This is a genomic window from Maribellus sp. CM-23, assembly GCF_021354595.1.
Taxonomy (GTDB): domain Bacteria; phylum Bacteroidota; class Bacteroidia; order Bacteroidales; family Prolixibacteraceae; genus Draconibacterium.
In genome coordinates this window covers 382,299-400,680 of the sequence record NZ_JADWYJ010000005.1, presented here as the reverse complement: position 1 = coordinate 400,680, position 18,382 = coordinate 382,299, and the positions used below count along the sequence as shown (strand labels likewise).

The window sequence follows — 18,382 nt, the reverse complement described above, 5'->3', positions numbered from 1 at the left end:
TATAATGAATAGAAAATAAAAATTTATGGCAGGTACAGTTAGGCTCAGTAAACTTGCAAGAGAATGTAATGTGGGGATTCACACGATTGTGGAATACCTGCATAAGAAGGGATATGATATTGATTCGAATCCAAACACAAAAGTGGATACGGAAGCCGTGAAACTGCTTGAGCAGGAGTACAAGGTGGACATTTCACTGAAAAAGGAATCGGAAAAGATCAGTCTGAAAAGTCAGCGCCCTAAAAAAGAGGTGCTTACCATCGATGGCGAGGAAGAAGTTGCCGAACCTGTAACCAAGGCAGAAGCACCTGCACCTGCACCAGCGCCAACTCCGGCGCCTGCACCAAAGCCAGCTCCGGAAAAGCCGAAGCCAGAAGAGATCAAAATTGAAAGGCCTGCCGCCGAAGCTCCCAAGATACTGGGCAAGATCGATCTTGACGAGCAGAATAAACCCAAGAAAAAAGCAGAAGAGCCGGTAAAAGAAGAGCCTAAAGCAGCCGAGGTAAAACCCGAAGTTGTAAAAGAAACTCCTGCTCCGGAAGCACCAGCACCTTCTAAAAAAGAAGAAATTAAAGAAGAACCAAAAATGCAACCGGTAGTGGAGAAAGCAGAACCAGTGATGGTTGAAACCGAGATTCCCAAAGTAGAGGAAGTAAAAGTTGTTGGGAGGATCAACCTTGACGACATCAATCAAAAAACCCGTCCCGACAAAAAAACAAGGGAAGAAAAAGAGCGGGAGCGTCAGGAAAGAAACCGTCAGCGTGCAGCAGAGCATTCAGCCGCCAATCAGCAGAAAGAAGCCAAACCCGACGACGACAATATGATCCGGACCAGGGTTCAAAAGTTGAATGGCCCAACCGTTCTTGGAAAAATTGAATTACCGCAGAAAAAAGAATCTTCTGACTCGGATCAGAATTCACGGAATAAAAAACGCCGGAAGAGAATACCTAAAGACGCCGCTGGTGGTCGTGTGAACGTTGATCGTCCGCAATCGCCCAACCAGCCAAAAGGTAAGTTCCAGGTGAATAAAACCGGTGCCGCCGGTGGTAAGAAAAAACGTTTACTCAAAAAAGAAGTAAACGAGGAAGATGTACAAAAGCAGATTAAAGATACACTGGCCCGTTTAACTACCAAGGGAAAATCCAAGGGGTCGAAACACCGCCGCGACAAGCGTGCTGCCGCCACCGAAAGGATGCACGCCGACATGGAAAAACAAATGCTGGAGCAGAACATTCTGAAGGTAACCGAATTTGTTACAGTAGCAGAATTAGCGACCATGATGAATGTGGGCGTTAACCAGATCATTTCATCGTGTATGTCGCTGGGGCTCTTTGTTTCAATCAACCAGCGCCTCGATGCAGAAACACTTTCAGTAGTTGCCGAAGAATTCGACTACAAGGTGGAATTTGTAAGTGTGGAAATCCAGGAAGCGATCGAAGAAGAAGCCGATGCAGAAGAAGATCTGAAATCGCGCCCACCGATTGTTACCGTAATGGGACACGTTGACCACGGTAAAACATCACTGCTCGACTACGTGCGTAACGCCAACGTAATTGCGGGTGAGGCTGGAGGTATTACGCAGCACATCGGGGCTTACAACGTAAAACTCGAAGATGGTCGTGTGATCACTTTCCTTGATACACCGGGTCACGAAGCGTTTACTGCGATGCGTGCACGTGGAGCACAGGTAACCGACATTGCCATTATTATTGTAGCGGCCGACGACAATGTGATGCCACAAACCGTGGAAGCAATCAACCATGCCGCTGCTGCGGGTGTTCCGATCGTTTTCGCCATCAACAAAATTGATAAACCGGGAGCAAATCCGGAGAAGATAAAAGAAGAGCTGGCCAACATGAACTACCTGGTTGAAGAATGGGGTGGTAAATACCAGAGCCACGATATTTCAGCCAAAAACGGTATCGGTATCGAAGAACTTTTGGAAAAAGTATTGCTTGAAGCCGAAATGCTGGAACTGAGAGCCAACCCGGATAAAAAAGCTCATGGAACGATTATCGAATCGGAGCTCGACAAAGGACGTGGTTATGTTTCAACCGTGCTGGTACAAAACGGAACACTCCGTGTGGGTGACATCCTGATTGCCGGACAATATTTTGGTCACGTAAAAGCGATGTTCAACGAGCGTAACCAGCGCATTACAGAGGTGGGGCCAGCACAACCGGCCATTATTCTCGGGTTGAACGGAGCACCGCAGGCCGGTGATAAATTCAACGTAATGGACAGCGAACGCGATGCCCGTAACATTACCAACAAACGTGAACAGCTGGCCCGCGAACAGGGACTCAGAACACAAAAACATATTACGCTGGATGAAATCGGCCGCCGAATTGCGATCGGAAACTTCCAGGAACTGAACCTGATTGTAAAAGGTGACGTGGACGGATCAATCGAGGCATTGTCAGACTCGCTGATCAAACTGTCGACCGAAGAAATCCAGGTGAACATCAAGCACAAAGCCGTTGGACAGATTACCGAATCCGATATTCTTTTGGCTGCTGCATCAGAAGCCATTGTAATAGGATTCCAGGTTCGTCCGTCGCTGAATGCACGTAAACTGGCCGAGAAAGAACAGATCGACATTCGTCTGTACTCGATCATCTACGATGCCATCAACGAGATCAAAGCGGCAATGGAAGGTATGTTGGCACCGGAAATCAAGGAAGAGATTCTGGGTACCGTGGAAGTGATGGAAACATTCAAAATTACCAAAGTGGGAACCGTGGCAGGTTGTCTCGTTCGCGATGGTAAAATCATCCGTAACGCCAAAGCCCGCGTAATTCGCGACGGTATTGTTATCTATTCCGGCACACTCGGATCGCTGAAACGTTTCAAGGAAGATGTAAAAGAAGTGAAAAATGGCTACGAATGTGGTTTGAACATCGATAACTTCAACGACATTAAAGTGGGCGACCACATTGAAGCATTCCACGAAATAGAAGTTGCAAAACAATTGTAGAACACGAATAAAGTATTGAGAAAGGCCGGGATTCAGTTCCGGCCTTTTTCATGCCCAGCAATTTTTTATTGTCTTTCCTAAAGCGGGGAGAGATTGCAGATACCTCAAAAAAACGTCTCCCCATTCTGAAAAGGTAAAATCATAATTATCAACAACCCGCTTTTCATACTATAAACGAAAAAGCTGTTAGTTAGCGTTTTCTAATTTGTACTTTTGATTGAATAATTCTGTTTAGATGAAACGAGCATGTAACCCGCAAGTTGATGGAACATCCCAAAGGATAATTATCCGCCATTTGACGGACATGCGAGTTCCATACTATACCTTTGAAAACAGGCAATTTTAATAGTATGAAAAAGTACCTCATTATTATATCTGTTGTTATAATTGGCGGGCTTGCAGCCTACTTCTTTTGGAATAAAAACGAGGCGGTATTTGCCCGGGAAACCTCCCTTTTCAAGGCCGTACCTGTTTCGTCCCCGTTCTTTCTTGAACTCAATTCACTGCACACACTTCCGGCGGGCAATGAAATTCTGGAAGGACTCTCGTCCATTGAAGGCATTCACTGGCTTACAAGCACCAGCCAACAAATAGACACACTGATCAGGAACAACCGTGAGATACAAAATTCATTGGCCAAACGTCCGTTTGTGATGGCTTTCGATTTTGTGGGAGAAAACAAACTGCAACCGCTTATCATTTCGCAAATGAAAAGCTCGCACGAACTGAATTCGCTGGAAGTGCTGCTTTCCGGCCTTCTTCATACTCCCGCTTCTTCGTTTACCTCCAAAAAATACAACGGCCACAAAATAACCCAGGTCGCCAACAGCCGCGGACCGGGAAGCATTAGCTTTGCTGCATTAGACGGGCTCGTACTCATTAGCCCCGAGGTGATCCTGGTGGAGAAAGGAATCCGGCAACTGAGCGCCGGCAACCTGCTCGACAACCACGATTTTGTAAAAGTCAACAAATCGGTTACCTCGCAAACCAAAATTGCCTGGTACATCAACCACAGCCGTTTTCCCGAGCTCAGCACACGCCTTCTGAATGGGAAAAGGACTACCGTTAACAACGAGTTTGGCGAGTCAAATACCGTAAGTCCCCAGCGGGCTGTGCGCGACATGGCGAACTTTGCCGGATGGAGCGAACTGGATGTTTCGCTTGATAAAAAAAGCATAAAAGCCAATGGAATAACCACTGCCTCCGACTCGCTCAACAACTTTCTATCGGTGTTTGCGGGGCAGGAACCCGTTGCCGGTGAAGCCAAAAGAGTGCTGCCCGAGAACACCGCCTGGTACATCAGCTTTTTGTTTTCGGACCGGAAAAAGTTCTTTGAACGGCTCGAACAATACTTCAGACGAACCAACAATTTCTACCAGCGCGAAGAGAAAATCAAGAAGATGGAGCGGGCATTATCGGTTGATTTTAAAACCACCTTCGAAGGAATGATCCACAACCAGGCAATCGCCGCTGTTACTTCTTTTAGTGAAGGAAAACCGGCCGGAAGCCTGTTTATTTTTAACCTGAATTCGCGGAAAGATGCGCAGGCAGCCATGGAGGCGATGATACGCAGCTATGCCGGAAGAAACAAACTAGAGCTGGGAAAACTCATTTCGGATTACAGCAGTGCCAACGGTGACAAACACCAAATCTATCAGTTCCCCTTCCCTTCCCTTCCTGCCGTTTGGCTAAGCGATGCCTTTGTATCGGCACAGGCATCTTATGCGGCTTTTTACGGCGGTTACCTGGTGTTTGCCAGTTCGGAAAAAACACTTCAGAACTGCCTCGACAACCTGGGCTCGGGAAATACACTGGGAGACACCCCGCTTTACAACTCCTATTCGCAAAACATGGAAAGCCGCTCGAACGTTGAGGTTTATGCCGATATCAACCGGAGCTACGAGTGGAACCAGGTGCTTTTGAGCGAATCGATGAAGGCCGCTTTTAAAACCCACGAAGAATCGCTGCGGAAGTTCGACGCCTTTAGCTGGCAAATCATTTGCGAAAAGGACCTGTTTTTTAACGCGGCCTGCCTGAGTTTCGACAGTCGCCCCAAAACTTCGGGCCGTGCGGCCTGGCAAACCAACCTGGGCGAAGCCATCGAAATGAAACCCCAGATAGTAGCCAATTATAATAACAAAGCCACACAGGACGTGCTGGTTCAGGATAAAGGCAACCAATTGCACCTGGTCTCTGAAAACGGCACCAAAATCTGGAGCATCCCGATCAGCGGGAAGATATTGGGCGAAGTTTTCCAGATCGACTTTTTCCGCAACGGCAAACTTCAGTTCCTGTTTAATACCCGCGAGAAATTGTACCTGATCGACCGCAACGGCAACAACGTAAGCGGATTCCCGGTTGCTTTTCCATCGCCGGCCACCAACGGGGTAAGTGTTTTCGATTACGACAACAACCGCAAGTACCGCTATTTTGTGGCCTGCGAAAACCGCAAGGTGATCGCCTACGACCACAATGGTAAGATTGTTTCAGGCTGGAATTTTGATAAAACAGCGGGCGAGGTAAGCACGCCGGTGCAACATTTCAGAGTGGCGGGCAAAGACTACATCGTTTTTAAAGACAACGCCCGCGTTTACATTCAGGACCGCCGCGGCGCCACCCGCGTTAAAACCGCCGCATCGTTCGAGAGCTCAGCCAATCCGCTGATACTAAACCTCGACGGAACACCCAAAATGGTCGCAACCGACAAAGACGGCGTGGTATACTACCTGTATTTCGACGGACGCTATGTTCAGAAAAACGTCGGAAAATACAGCAGCAAACACCTGTTTAACATGAGCGATCTGAACGGCAACGGCATTCCTGATTTCATTTTTGTGGACGGAAACAAACTGGAAGTGATCGACGAAAACGGCAAAAAAATCTATTCCGATAAGTTTGACAATGCCATTACCGAATACCCCAATGTGTACACTTTTTCGGCGAACCAAAAAATGGTGGGCGTGGCAGATTCACGAGCCGAAAAAATCTACCTGTTTAAACCCGACGGAAAACAGTACGACGGCTTCCCAATGCGCGGCAGCAGTGCCTTTAGCATTGGAACACTCACTCAAGGGCAGCTGAGCGTAGTGGTTGGCAGCAGCAATGGCAAGCTTTACAGTTATGGCTTGAAATAAGATGCAAGCAACGAGCTTCGGGCTATTGCGAAATTGTAGAATAAGCTTTGAACAGTGAGCTAAGAGCTGCGAGCCAAATTCAGCGGTGCGGCGACACAGAAATACAAGCTATTGTGAAACTGCAATACTGAAATGCACATCCGGTACTTCCACCACTTCGTTTTTCAAAACGCGCATCACTCCGGCAAACGCAGTATGCGTTTGATTATCATAGAACAGAACGTACCCCGGCTGCGGCAACCCGGTAGGGGTTGGATTTTTGCTGACCGAGTGGCTGTGAAGTGGTCTTTCGTGGCTATCGAACCCGTACCGGGTTCTGTGTCCCGGGTATCGGAGCTACTACTAAAATCCAATCCCTACAGGATTGTTTACACGTTGAATGTAGCTGCGGGCCACGCGCTTCCAGCATCCATGATTGAGCAATGATGTCTTCACCTCAAACAATGAATGTTTAGCCTATAAAAGTGCTGCTTTCTCTAAAAACATTCGCCCCAGGAGCACGTACAGCGCGAAAGCTTCCTGAACTAAATCTGTTTTATCTCGTAAAGTATAGATGCCGTTAAGATCAGAATCCGCTTCACTGGAATCAATTTCCTTTTAACAAAAACAATAGATCATGAAAAGCAATTACAGATTGAAATTGAGTGGAGGATGTTTTGTGACTGGTATTTTAATTCTTTTTCTTCTTGTGGCGAGCTGCAGCTCAGATGACTTGAGTAAAAGAGCAGAACCAGTGCTAAAAAGTAAGACTTTCTTACCAAATTTCCCGGGGGCAGAAGCCTTTGTAACGGGATTTACAAACCAGTACCTGGCTTTTGAAACAGGAAAAGTGTTTTACTATGCCGGTGAAACGGAAGACGGAGAAGAAACGATTATTGTTTCGGTTACCGATGAAACCAAAATGATCATGGGAGTTGAGGCTACCGTTGTTCGTGATGTGGCCTACCTGGATGGTGAAATGGTTGAAAAAACCGATGACTGGTATGCTGAGGACAAGGATGGTAATGTCTGGTACTTTGGCGAATACAGTGAAGAATATGAGGATGGAGAACTGGTAGGGACCGAAGGTTCGTGGGAAGCCGGTGTGGACGGAGCAATGCCCGGAGTCCTAATGTTTTCAAACCCAAAAATGGGCATGAAGTATCAACAGGAGTATTATGAAGGGGAAGCCGAAGATATGGCCATGGTGATAGACCTCCATAAAATGGTTGAGATAGATTTGGGCACCTTCGAAGATTGTTTGGAGACCATGGAATGGACGCCACTGGAGCCCGGCGCCCGGGAGCATAAATTTTACAAAACAGGGGTTGGCCTGCTAATGGAGTTGCAACCAAAAGAAGGAAGAATTACGGTTGAACTGGTTTCTGTCGACATGCCCTAAATCCCGGAACTTGAAGTTGGCAGAAGCACGCCGTTGTTGTTTAGGCTGTCCTCATCCCATATAGTTCGAATAAAAATCGGAGTTTGATTTTGGGTATTGATGTGGGTAATACTCCATCTTGCTTTCATGATAGCTGAAGGTATTTTGAAAAACGTTGAATCCTCCAAAACTGTCATGATTCCCCGGAGGTCCGCAGGCTGCGATTAAACTCCCATCCCTGCGGGATTGTTTTTATCTTGAATGGAGCTTCGGGAATTGAGGATCCAGAATCCATCTATCAAAAACTGCAAACTGCAACTGTCACACCCCCTCCGTCATTCCGCAGGCAAGGACCGCGGAATTTCTCGTCCCCCTCGAAAATGGGGACAAATTAAAAGCTGCGGCCACGAGCTTCGGGCATCGGGAATCCATTATCCAGCTGCAATGCCTGCTTGAAGTGAAACAATGTGACCTTTCCTGCAATAGCTTATAATTATTTATATATTTAACGAATGGGTAAATTGAAATTGAAAACAAATCCTCAGGTAGAAGCAGTTTTTGCGAATTATCCCGACTTTGTCCGGGATAAAATGCAACATCTTAGGGAATTAGTAATAGAAACAGCAGAAGAAACCGAAGGGGTAACAGATTTGGAAGAAACTTTAAAATGGGGAGAACCAAGTTTTGTAACCAAAAATGGCAGCACCTTACGAATGGATTGGAAAGAAAAAGCACCTGACCAGTATGCAATGTATTTCCAATGTACGAGTAGATTGGTCGATACTTTCAGATTAGTTTTTGACCGTAAATTTAAATACGAGGGGAAAAGAGCAATCGTTTTCCAATTGAACCAGAAAGTTCCTGAGTTGGAATTAAAAGAATGCATAAAAGCATCTTTAAGATACCATAATGTGAAAGACCAAATAACGCTGGGAATATGAGAACTGAATCTCGTCCCAACCTCCGTTTCCGCCGGACAATCCCGAGCACTCGGGACCGCCACGACCTCAGACCAACCGTTAATCTTGCAATTATTATAAATCCAGCAACAAAATACAGCCCACTCCCCTCGTTTGCAGACCTGATGCAAACATAGAAACCTGCCCCAAACGCGTTTAATCCACTGAAACAATCCTAAAACATGTTCTTTATCAGAAGCACCTGTACTTTTTATTTTTACTTTTATGAAAACTAAAAGCCATTGAATACGCACCCATACATAAAATTTCAAAAATCCGGTTTATTTCTTTATCCGTACAATCACTCGTATTTAAGTACCGGAAAACACCCTTAAAACCAAGAGTATCCAACAATGAATTACCCAACAACAGATATAAGTTAAAACCAATGATCATGAAAACAATTAAATCCCTTTTGAATGTATGTATCCTCGGCTTCCTCGTTTTGAGTTGTGAAAAAGACAAGACAGAAGCGTATATAAATACGATTGAAGTGCAGAACATTACCAGCTATTCGGCTGAATGCACAAGCGAAATATCGGGCGACGAAAGCTTTCCAATAGTTGCACGCGGCGTATGTTGGGGGAAAAAAGAACAACCAACGCTGGACAATTCGTTCTCGGTTGATGACAGCAACTTTGGTTCCTCGTCCAGCAAAATTACCGGACTGAATGCCAACTCAGCCTATTACCTCCGGGCTTATTACAGAAGCGAAACAGACACTGTTTACGGAAACCAGATTGAATTTAGCACACCCGACTATATTCTGTTTAATCCGGAACTAACTTATGGTACGGTAACCGACATTGATGGGAATGAATACAAAACCATTCAGATTGGCGAACAAACCTGGATGGCCGAAAATTTAAAAACGACACGGTACCAGAATGGAGATGCAATCGCCCACGAAACCGATTTATACAAATGGGGACATTTTCAGATTCAGACCGGAGCCTATATTTACTACGACAACAATGAGTTAAACAAAGACGTTTACGGCGCCCTTTACAATTGGTATGCTGCCTCCGACAGTCGCAACATTGCACCGGAGGGCTGGCGTGTTCCTACCGTGGAGGACTGGAAAAAACTGATCGATTATATCTCCCCGTTTCAAAACGGATATTACGGATTTAAACTTCGTGAAACAACTTCTGCCCACTGGAGCTTTTATGGTCCAATGAGATATACTTCCACCAATAGTACTGGTTTTACGGCCATACCGTCGGGAAAAGTAGTTACGGGCGAATTTATGCACTTCGGCGCCCAATTAGCCTATTACTGGACCGGCACCGGCACACGAGATGGCTCAAGCTGCATATACCTGAGTGAAGACATTGCAATAGATTTTATGCAGCCAAATGCCAGAGGATTCAGCATCCGGTGTATCAAAAACTAACAATTTTGCTGCCGTAAACAAACCAAGCAAACAAGCAGGTAAAACAGGAGAAAACCTCTCGTTATAATGATAAATGAAGTATTTTAGGGAAGTATAACTTAACCGATGAAGCATCAGATGTAATGAAGTATATTTTCCTGATCGCTGCTTTTAATGCTTTGTTTTTTGCCGTGTTGACCTTACAGAAGAAAAAGGCATTGCACGATAAAATACTGATTAGCTGGCTAAGCTACCTGGGCTTGTATACCGGCGCATATGCCTTGTTCTTCAACCGCCTGTTCATGGAACACCAGTTGCTGTCAGCGGCCTTTGTTTCCCTGCTCATGCTTCACGGCCCCTTTCTGTATTTATACATCTCGGCTTTGATCGACCAAAAGTTTCGGCTCAACAGAAAAAACATGTTACATTTTGTTCCCTTCCTTCTCTTTAACCTGTTTCTGCTTGTTGCGTCGTTCTCGCCCGGAATATCGGCCGGAATAAGACTGGATCATACGGAAGGAGACCACGGAACGCCCCTGCTTTTTAATATTTTCCTGCTGCTTACGGCTTTGTCGGGGCCTTTTTATTTTGGTTTATCGATAGCTCTTTTCCGAAAACTGGACATCAACATTTTCAATAATTTCTCGTCGCAGGAGCCTGTTAACCCCGACTGGCTGCGAAAACTGGTCTACACCTTTGGTGCTATCTGGACCGCACTCATCGTTTTTGCCTCGATCCACCATGTTTTTCACCTTTTCTCCTGGATATTCTGCACACACGGTCTGTTTCTTACCTTGTCTGTTTTTATTATTCTGATCGGTTATTTTGGACTAAAGCAACAGGAAATTTTTATTCAGTATCCCGACCAAAATGTTGAATACGTAACCGAAACAAAGACAAAATATTCCACCACCATTCTGAAAGAAACAGATGCAGAACAATACGCGCGTCGTTTAAAGCATTTTATGGCCTCGGAAAAACCTCATCTCGATCCCAATCTTTCGCTCCCCGAATTAGCCGGAAAGCTAGAGATACCTTCCCACCAACTTTCGAGGGTTATAAACGAGCAATTCGGAATCAACTTCTTTGAATTTATCAACCAGTACAGGATAGAGGAAGTGAAAGCTCGAATTGGCAACCCGGCTTTTGACCAACTCTCCCTTTTGGGAATTGCTTTTGAAAGTGGCTTTAACACCAAGTCGGCATTTAACCGGGTTTTTAAAAAACTAACCGGGATAACTCCCAGCGAATACAAAAACCGGATTTCGAAAAACACTCCAAGCCAGAAGTAACCGAAAATGGCTGATTTTTATCCCCAGACTGAAATCATCACTCCAAACCACGAATAACAGGTACTACCTTACAAAGTAGGTCGCACAGGTATTTTCCGCTCCATACTTTTACTCCGAATAAGTATGGTAACAACATCCTAAAATCAATTTACAATGAAAGCAAAAGAAATTACTCCGGAAGCAACGGCCTCAAAGCATGTACAAAACCACTCAAAAGTACGCTCCATCCTGTCGGGCGTCATGGTGTTCCTGTTAATGGTATTTGGTTCATTTTCGTCAACAGCACATTGCGACTCCTATGACGGGCCAACTATCAAAGATGCCTTAAAAGCACTTGAAACCAATAATGTTAACCTGGTGCTGAAATGGATCAGCAAAGAGCAGGAACAAGAAGTTATATCCCTGTTTGAAAAGACTTACGCTTTAAAATCCGGCGACAAAGAGGTTTATGACATTGTTGAAAAACATTTTCTTGAAACGCTTGTCAGGCTGCACCGGGAAACGGAAGGAGCACCCTATACCGGGTTGAAATCAGCTGGAACAACCAAAAAAATTGTGCAGTTAAGCGATCAGGCCCTGAAAAATAACGGCATCGATAATCTTCTCGAAAAACTAAACACGCATACCGCGAAGGTAATCAGGGAGAAATACGAAAAGGTGGCGGCACTGGAGAAAGTTAAAAATGAATCGACGGAACAAGGCCGCCAATACGTGGAAGCTTATGTCGACTATACTCATACCCTGGAAGCGCTTCACGGTATCCTCGAACAGGGCAGCGCGCACATGCACCAGCATTGAGGTTCTCACAAATCAAAGCAAATACTTCAGATAGTAGTGATATCCGCACAGGGTATCACTACTCATTTGTCAGTGACTCCCAATACCTTCTCCGCCAGAACAAAAAACAGCAGGAATATTACTTTGCAAATTCGATCTATTCTTCCTCTTCGGCTTCCGGCTCTTCAAGCTCCGGTTCATCTGTATCCGGCGCCTCGGCAGCTTCCCTAAAATCGTCGCCCGCGAATACCTCTTCGGATCCCGACACCTCTTCCTCGGTATCGTCCTCAAACGGATTTACACCGTTGGTAAAGATTGGGTTGGCTGCAGGTTTTTTCTCCACCGGCACATAGCCTTGGGGTACCATCGATTCGGCTGGCTCGTAAGGGAACACATCCACAATGGTACTAACAGCCATCGCAGAAACCACGTAAGGAATTACGAGGTAATTCAGGCTTTCATCCAAACGGTCGAGCGACTCACGAATATCGTCCGCCATGATCAGGTAGTTGGTGCGTAACTTTTTCTCTTTCCCGGCTTCCTCGTCAACCGTCACCAGGTTAATGGTTGCCTTAAACCACCACTCGCCGGTTTCGAAAGGAAATACTTCTGCAATCCTGGATTTCTTGATGTCAACAATCGTAAACTCGCCACCCCGTACCATTTCCTGCATTTTACGGATAATGCGTGTTTCGGCGTCGGTATACGAAACTGCATCCAGCAGGAAGTTTTCGGTTACCATCTGTTCGGTTCCGCTTTCAGAAACCTTCATGTATTTTACTTTGCTTTCGAACCAGGTCTGCATCATGATCTTTCAGATTTTTTGAGTCAGCAAAAATAACGATCGGTCAGCTTTACCCACCAGAAACTTATTTTATTTATCAACAAATCGAGGGAATTAAATCGCTTTTAAACTGAAGTTGTGATGCGACCATAAAAAGAAAGCTTTGAGCGTTGAGCCATCAGCTTCGGGCTATTGCTAAACTGAAAAATGGTTAAATTGCAGAATGAGCTTTGAGCCGTGAGTTACGAGCAGACAGCAATTGAATGAAGAATATCGATTAACGATTGAAGAATGATGAAGTTTTGAGCCGCAGGCTACTGCCAAACATTATTGAAAGAACGGCTTCTCTTCAAACTAAAAACGACAACTAATTACTGTGACCGCCTCACCCCCTCCGTCATTCCGTCGTCAGAGCCTCCGGAATTCCTCGTCCCCCTGAATGGGGACAAAGAAGAAGCGCTACGAGCAAAATACAGCAACACTAAACATCCCGAATTTTCACCTCTGGGATACAATGCATTCAGCAAAGAACCGGCTGCCTTGCGACAACCGGTTCATCCTTCTTTTAATCTAACTAAACTAACTCCCCTTGACCTTAATTGAATATGAAAAAATATAATAATTGTTAGGTTATGTTTATTCTCTTTTGTGATAGTTTGGGAAAAGGCCCCGCCCGCTGGCGGGGCCATAAACAGACAGCTACAGACTTAAAAGCTGAAGAAGATTAGTTGTAGGCACTCTCACCATGCTCGTATACATCGAGGCCCTCTTCTTCAATGCGCTTAGAAACGCGCAAGATATTTGCTTTCTTCAGGACGAAGAACAGAATCAATCCCATACCGAATGCCCACACAAAAAAGGTAAGCACTCCAATTGCCTGAACACCCAGCAATTTTGCTCCGTGCCCATAGAACAAACCTTCGGAAGTCGAAAACAATCCAACGGCCAGAGTACCAAAAGCACCACAAACGCCGTGTACCGAAACGGCACCTACAGGATCGTCGACCCTTATTATTTTATCGAAGAATTCTACGACAAATGGTAAAATAAAACCGGCAATAATACCGATCATTACCGCTCCCTCCGGGTTAACGGCATCGCAACCGGCGGTAATTGCCACCAGGCCTGCCAAAGCGCCGTTTAGCGAAAGCGACAAAGTAGGACGCTTGTAACGGAACCAGGCCACAATCATGGCGGTAACCGCCCCGGCAGCAGCTGCCAGGTTGGTAGTAACGGCAATATGACCGATGGCTACGGCATTTTCGGTACCGGCGGCAGCCAGCTGCGAGCCCGGGTTAAACCCAAACCAGCCAAACCAAAGGATAAATACCCCCAGCGCCCCCAAAGTAAGGTTGTGCCCCGGAATGGCGTTTACTTTTCCATCTTTTCCGTACTTCCCGAGACGCGGGCCGATCATGGCCGCTCCGGCCAATCCAATCCAGCCCCCTACCGAGTGCACAATGGACGACCCGGCAAAATCGTGAAAACCAAGCTGGCTTAACCATCCGCCACCCCAGGTCCAGTGTCCCGAAACGGGGTAAATAAGCACCGAAACCACGATGGTAAAAATCAGGTACGATTTAAATTCGGTGCGCTCGGCCATGGCTCCTGACACGATGGTTGCGGCAGTGGCACAAAACACAGTCTGAAAAAACAGATCGGAATAATCGGCATAATTGTCGCCAAAACCATCGCTCATAAAAAACAGGTCGGGCATGCCCACAAAACCACCGATTGAATCGCCATACATCAGTGTAAAACCGATAATCCAGTACAACAGGGACCCAATTGAAAAGTCCATTAAGTTTTTCATCAGAATGTTTGCGGTGTTTTTCGAGCGGGTAAAACCAGCCTCCACCATTGCAAACCCGGGTTGCATAAACATCACCAGAAATCCGGCAATCAATAACCACATATTGTCGAGACCTATTTGCAGGCCTTGTAAAGTTTCTTCCATGATCGTCTAATTTTTTTCAGTTACTACTCCTCTTTTCCTTTGATGTAAAGCGACTCGTCGCCCTCTTCACCGGTTCTGATCCGGTACGATTCTTCGATGGGCAGAATAAAAATCTTCCCGTCGCCAATTTCACCGGTCCTGGCGGCACTCAGAATGGCGGAAATGGTTTTATCCACATTCTTGTCGCGCACGATAATCTCCAGCTTGGTGCGTTCTATTGTACTGGTGTCGTATACAACACCGCGGTAAACCCGACCTTCGCGGGCCTGGCCAATACCTCTTACATCCCAGAAAGAGAAGAACTCGATGCCTGCTTCGTACAAGGCCTCTTTTACTTCTTCGAATTTTGTTTTGCGTATAATCGCTTCAATTTTTTTCATCGTTTTTTATTTTAGTTTGAACCGCAAGTCACGTAATTTCAGAGCCTTTGATTCTTACAGAGAGATACCTACAACAATGTGAAAGGACTCATACGAAGGATTTAAAATGACGGCTCCCGAAAGCGGAAGAGAGAAACTGTCGGTGATTTTAATTTCTTTCGAGGTTGAAACACTGATGTTACAGATATCAAAACCCGCATCATCTTTCATCGAGTATTGCCCGGTTCCGCCGCCCAGTGCGAGATCTACAGGACCGGCAGTTACGCCTGCTTCGAGGTAAAGATCGCCCGAAGCATCTCCGTTTTTCCCCGCACCGTCGTAAAACATGTAGGCAGCAGTTAAGCTTACAGGCCCCAAGCCAAGGCCAACCATGGGTTCAAAATAATGATTGTCGCCATCTGTCCACGAGGTTGGTTCACTGGTTGTCCCCGGAAAATAGTAGTCGGTAATGGTTAAGCTCAGCGAAGCATTTTCTCCCAGATCAAATCCGTAGCTTGCATACAAATCGGCTTCGGCAGCTTCATTATCCGAAACACAATAAGAACCCCAGGCTCCCAGGGCAAAACCAGCTACACTGAATTCAACATAAGGCTGAAAAGCTGCGCCTTCGCCAAATTTAATCCCCCTCCAAACGTAGCTGCTGTAGATATCCAAACCTGCATCAACCTCCTGGGCTTTTAGAGCCGGCGCCGTATAGGCAAAAAGCAATAACATACTTACAGCAATGAGTAGTGTCTTTTTCATAGTGGTAAAAATTAAAAGTTAAACTTATTGTCAATATTTTTATTCAAAATCGAAATACCCCCACATTTTAAAAGGTACATATTCTATTTTTTATCCTTTATCAGAATTAACCCCCTTTATTTTTAATCGATACTTCAAAAGAATACATTTTTGAAAGCACACACCCCCATTTAAAATAAAACAAGCACATCACTTAACAAATTATTAACGATAGACTCGATTTGATTTCTTTTTGATACACAAATAGACTACAGAATACCTTTTTGACACAAAGACATACTTATGCCGACATTAAGCACGATTAAGCCGACCTATAAAACAGTAGATACGAAAAGAAAGACAGTCCGAAAAGACTGTCTGCCCGAAAGAATCGATCAGAGGAATATGCGTAAATCCAGATTAAAGGGTTACCGGAAAAAGCCAGCTGCCTAGGGCATAAATTGCAACAGCTGCGCAAAAAGTTATTTTGCGTCCGTTAAGAGTTCTGCGTCGTAACTAAGATGGAACTTTTTACTTCATCATTCCCAAACAAAACTTCAGGTGTCAGGATAAAAAGAGGAAAGCCATCTTCCATCAGAGAATGATTTTCGCTTACCCGAGAAGAGCCATCTGCCAAAAGACAAGAGCTATCTTATAGAAGATAATGCCTCTACCCCGCCCGACACACTTTCTCTTACATAAGACAAAGGCGATCTTCCATCAGAGAATCATTCTCCCCCGCCCGATGGCGGCTATCTGATAAAAGAGGAGGTCTCTTTTACAAAAGATATTGGTTCTACCCCGTCAGCGAGACGTTCTCTGACATAAGATAGGGGCTATCTTATAGCAGATGAAGATTTTCCCCTTCATGCAAAACAGCAGGGGTAGATAAAAACAAAGTGGATTAAAACGACTCGCCACAGCGACCGGATACACACCAATAAAAGTCGTTATTTCAACAAACTACCTCAAAATAACCAGGTACATTTTTTGAAACCTGGAGGCCCGTTTGTTGGGATTAAGAAAATTAATCGACTGGCTGGTTACTTTTCGATGCTCGGTAAATTCGTGAGCCACCTCCATATTCAGCCCCATTTCCTGGAGCTCTTTGTAACCCGATTCTGAAGTATAAAGCCACGCTCCCGGATGTGGCAAAAAGTCATCCAGCATTTCTCTTGTTTGCAAAAATCCACCATACGAGTCGGAGTACAACAACAACTCCCACAAACGGGCTTCCTGACCATAGATATTGAGCGTTGCTCCCGGCTCGGCCATTTTATTAAAAATTTCAGCGGCCTCCATCGAAGTATCGTACTTACACATATTCGGGAGCATATTATAGTTAATGGTAAACAAAAGAGCCGAAGAGGCCAAAAGCAATATCTGCACCTGTTTTTTCAGGTTTGCTTTCCGAAATGCCAGGAAAACAACCAATGCAAAAAGAGTGACCACAATTACCCAGTAAATGATCCTTGTTTCCGGGAAGAAGAATGCGGCCATAAACGGAATCAACGTAAAAAACAGCAACGCTATTACTTTATTAATAACTGAAATCACTTTTGCTTTTTTGGCAAACTGCTCTTCCCCGAAAATACGAACGGTCCACTTCGCTGTTATGATAAAAAGGAATGGAATCGCACTCAACATGTAGTGCGGATTTTTTTGCCGGGCAACGCTCAGTATCCCCAAAAAGAAAACCACCGCTGCAATATTCGCCACCTCAACCGCATTTATATCTGCCTTTTTCAGCTTCACAAGACTTTTAATTTCATTAAACATGGCTACAATCATAAACACAGTCCACGGCAACAACATGTACATGGAAGTATGAATGTAAAAAGAGTAGTCGGTGTTCGTACCCTGGTAAGAACCGGTTACGCGTCCCATGTTATTGGTCCAGAAATAAAACTTGATTCCCTCCAGCCCAAACTGGCGAAACAAACCCAGCAGTGCAGGAATAATAATAATTGCAACAATTACCGCCGCAACAATCCACCTGAGGTTAAAAACATCGCGCCATTGCTTGTGCACCACCAAACTGGCACCCACGGCAAAAGCAGGAATCAGCATACCAACAGGCCCCTTGGTCAGCATCGATAAACCAACACCTACAGCCCCCAATACAAACTGGTGCCATTTTCGCTCTTTGAAATAAGCCATAAATTGCCATACCGAGAAAACCACAAACGACACCAGCATGGTATCGGTATGAACATCGTTGTGAAAATGAAGATAGCCAAGCGAAGTCATCCAGAAAAGTGCCGCCAGAAAACCGGTTTCTTTTCCGTAAAACAAGCGCCCCAGGCGAAAAGTAGAATAAACACCAATCAGCGAAACCAACAGAACCGAAATTTTGTAGGCCGAAACCGACAAACCAAAAATACTAAAAGTAGTGGCTGCCAACCAAAACAACATCGGTGGTTTCTGATCGTATGGGGCACCTCCGATCGTCAGGTTGATCCAGTCTCCGTTCACCAGAATCTCACGCCCCACCTGGGCATACTTAGCAGCATTCACCAGCAAGGGCACGGGCAGCGACGAGATAATAACTAAAAGTACTAAAATTGCGATGGTAAGGATAAAATAACGATCTTTTGCCATATTGGTAATTTCAAATAGCTTCCGAATAATAAAAATCTTAATTTTGGCGCAATTTACAATTAA

At 45.2% G+C, this 18,382-nt stretch carries 12 protein-coding genes; 7 read left to right on the top strand and 5 right to left on the bottom strand.

Translation table 11 applies throughout. The annotated features are described in order from the left end of the window. Nucleotides 1–25 precede the first annotated feature (25 nt). The 7 genes from infB to INQ51_RS17910 all read left to right on the top strand — a co-directional run bounded on the left by infB (nt 26) and on the right by INQ51_RS17910 (nt 11,895). A complete protein-coding gene (gene infB, locus INQ51_RS17940; RefSeq protein ID WP_233379331.1) occupies nt 26–2,977 on the top strand; it encodes a translation initiation factor IF-2 in 2,952 nt (983 codons plus the stop codon). A gap of 350 nt (nt 2,978–3,327) precedes the next feature. Continuing rightward, complete coding sequence (locus INQ51_RS17935; protein ID WP_233379330.1) at nt 3,328–6,111, top strand: DUF3352 domain-containing protein; 2,784 nt, start codon at nt 3,328–3,330, stop codon at nt 6,109–6,111. Nucleotides 6,112–6,844: 733 nt separating this feature from the next. Then, complete coding sequence (locus tag INQ51_RS17930) at nt 6,845–7,492, top strand: hypothetical protein (protein ID WP_233379329.1); 648 nt, start codon at nt 6,845–6,847, stop codon at nt 7,490–7,492. A gap of 491 nt (nt 7,493–7,983) precedes the next feature. Beyond that, nucleotides 7,984–8,412, top strand: coding sequence for a DUF1801 domain-containing protein (locus tag INQ51_RS17925; RefSeq protein WP_233379328.1), 429 nt, complete (start codon nt 7,984–7,986; stop codon nt 8,410–8,412). Between the two features lie 412 nt (nt 8,413–8,824). Continuing rightward, a complete protein-coding gene (locus tag INQ51_RS17920) occupies nt 8,825–9,826 on the top strand; it encodes a fibrobacter succinogenes major paralogous domain-containing protein (RefSeq protein WP_233379327.1) in 1,002 nt (333 codons plus the stop codon). Between the two features lie 122 nt (nt 9,827–9,948). Further along, entirely contained in the window at nt 9,949–11,097 is a 1,149-nt protein-coding gene (locus INQ51_RS17915; protein ID WP_233379326.1) for a helix-turn-helix domain-containing protein, read from the top strand. Between the two features lie 153 nt (nt 11,098–11,250). Then, nucleotides 11,251–11,895 carry a DUF6448 family protein gene (locus INQ51_RS17910; protein WP_233379325.1) on the top strand — a complete coding sequence of 215 codons (645 nt, stop codon included), beginning with the start codon at nt 11,251–11,253 and terminating at the stop codon, nt 11,893–11,895. Nucleotides 11,896–12,031: 136 nt separating this feature from the next. On the opposite strand, the gene INQ51_RS17905 is transcribed toward INQ51_RS17910, so the two are convergent. From INQ51_RS17905 to INQ51_RS17885, 5 genes are all read right to left on the bottom strand, one after another. After that, the gene (locus tag INQ51_RS17905) at nt 12,032–12,682 is read right to left on the bottom strand and encodes a DUF4494 domain-containing protein (protein ID WP_233379324.1); all 651 of its coding nucleotides are present in this window, start codon (nt 12,680–12,682) and stop codon (nt 12,032–12,034) included. Nucleotides 12,683–13,382: 700 nt separating this feature from the next. Then, nucleotides 13,383–14,615, bottom strand: coding sequence for an ammonium transporter (locus INQ51_RS17900; RefSeq protein ID WP_233379323.1), 1,233 nt, complete (start codon nt 14,613–14,615; stop codon nt 13,383–13,385). 23 nt (nt 14,616–14,638) lie between these two features. After that, complete coding sequence (locus INQ51_RS17895; RefSeq protein WP_233379322.1) at nt 14,639–14,995, bottom strand: P-II family nitrogen regulator; 357 nt, start codon at nt 14,993–14,995, stop codon at nt 14,639–14,641. Nucleotides 14,996–15,049: 54 nt separating this feature from the next. Next, nucleotides 15,050–15,739: a hypothetical protein gene (locus tag INQ51_RS17890; RefSeq protein ID WP_233379321.1), complete on the bottom strand. Its 690-nt coding sequence runs from the start codon at nt 15,737–15,739 to the stop codon at nt 15,050–15,052. 942 nt (nt 15,740–16,681) lie between these two features. Continuing rightward, nucleotides 16,682–18,319, bottom strand: a complete 1,638-nt coding sequence (locus INQ51_RS17885; protein WP_233379320.1) for an ArnT family glycosyltransferase — start codon at nt 18,317–18,319, stop codon at nt 16,682–16,684. Nucleotides 18,320–18,382: the final 63 nt, after the last annotated feature.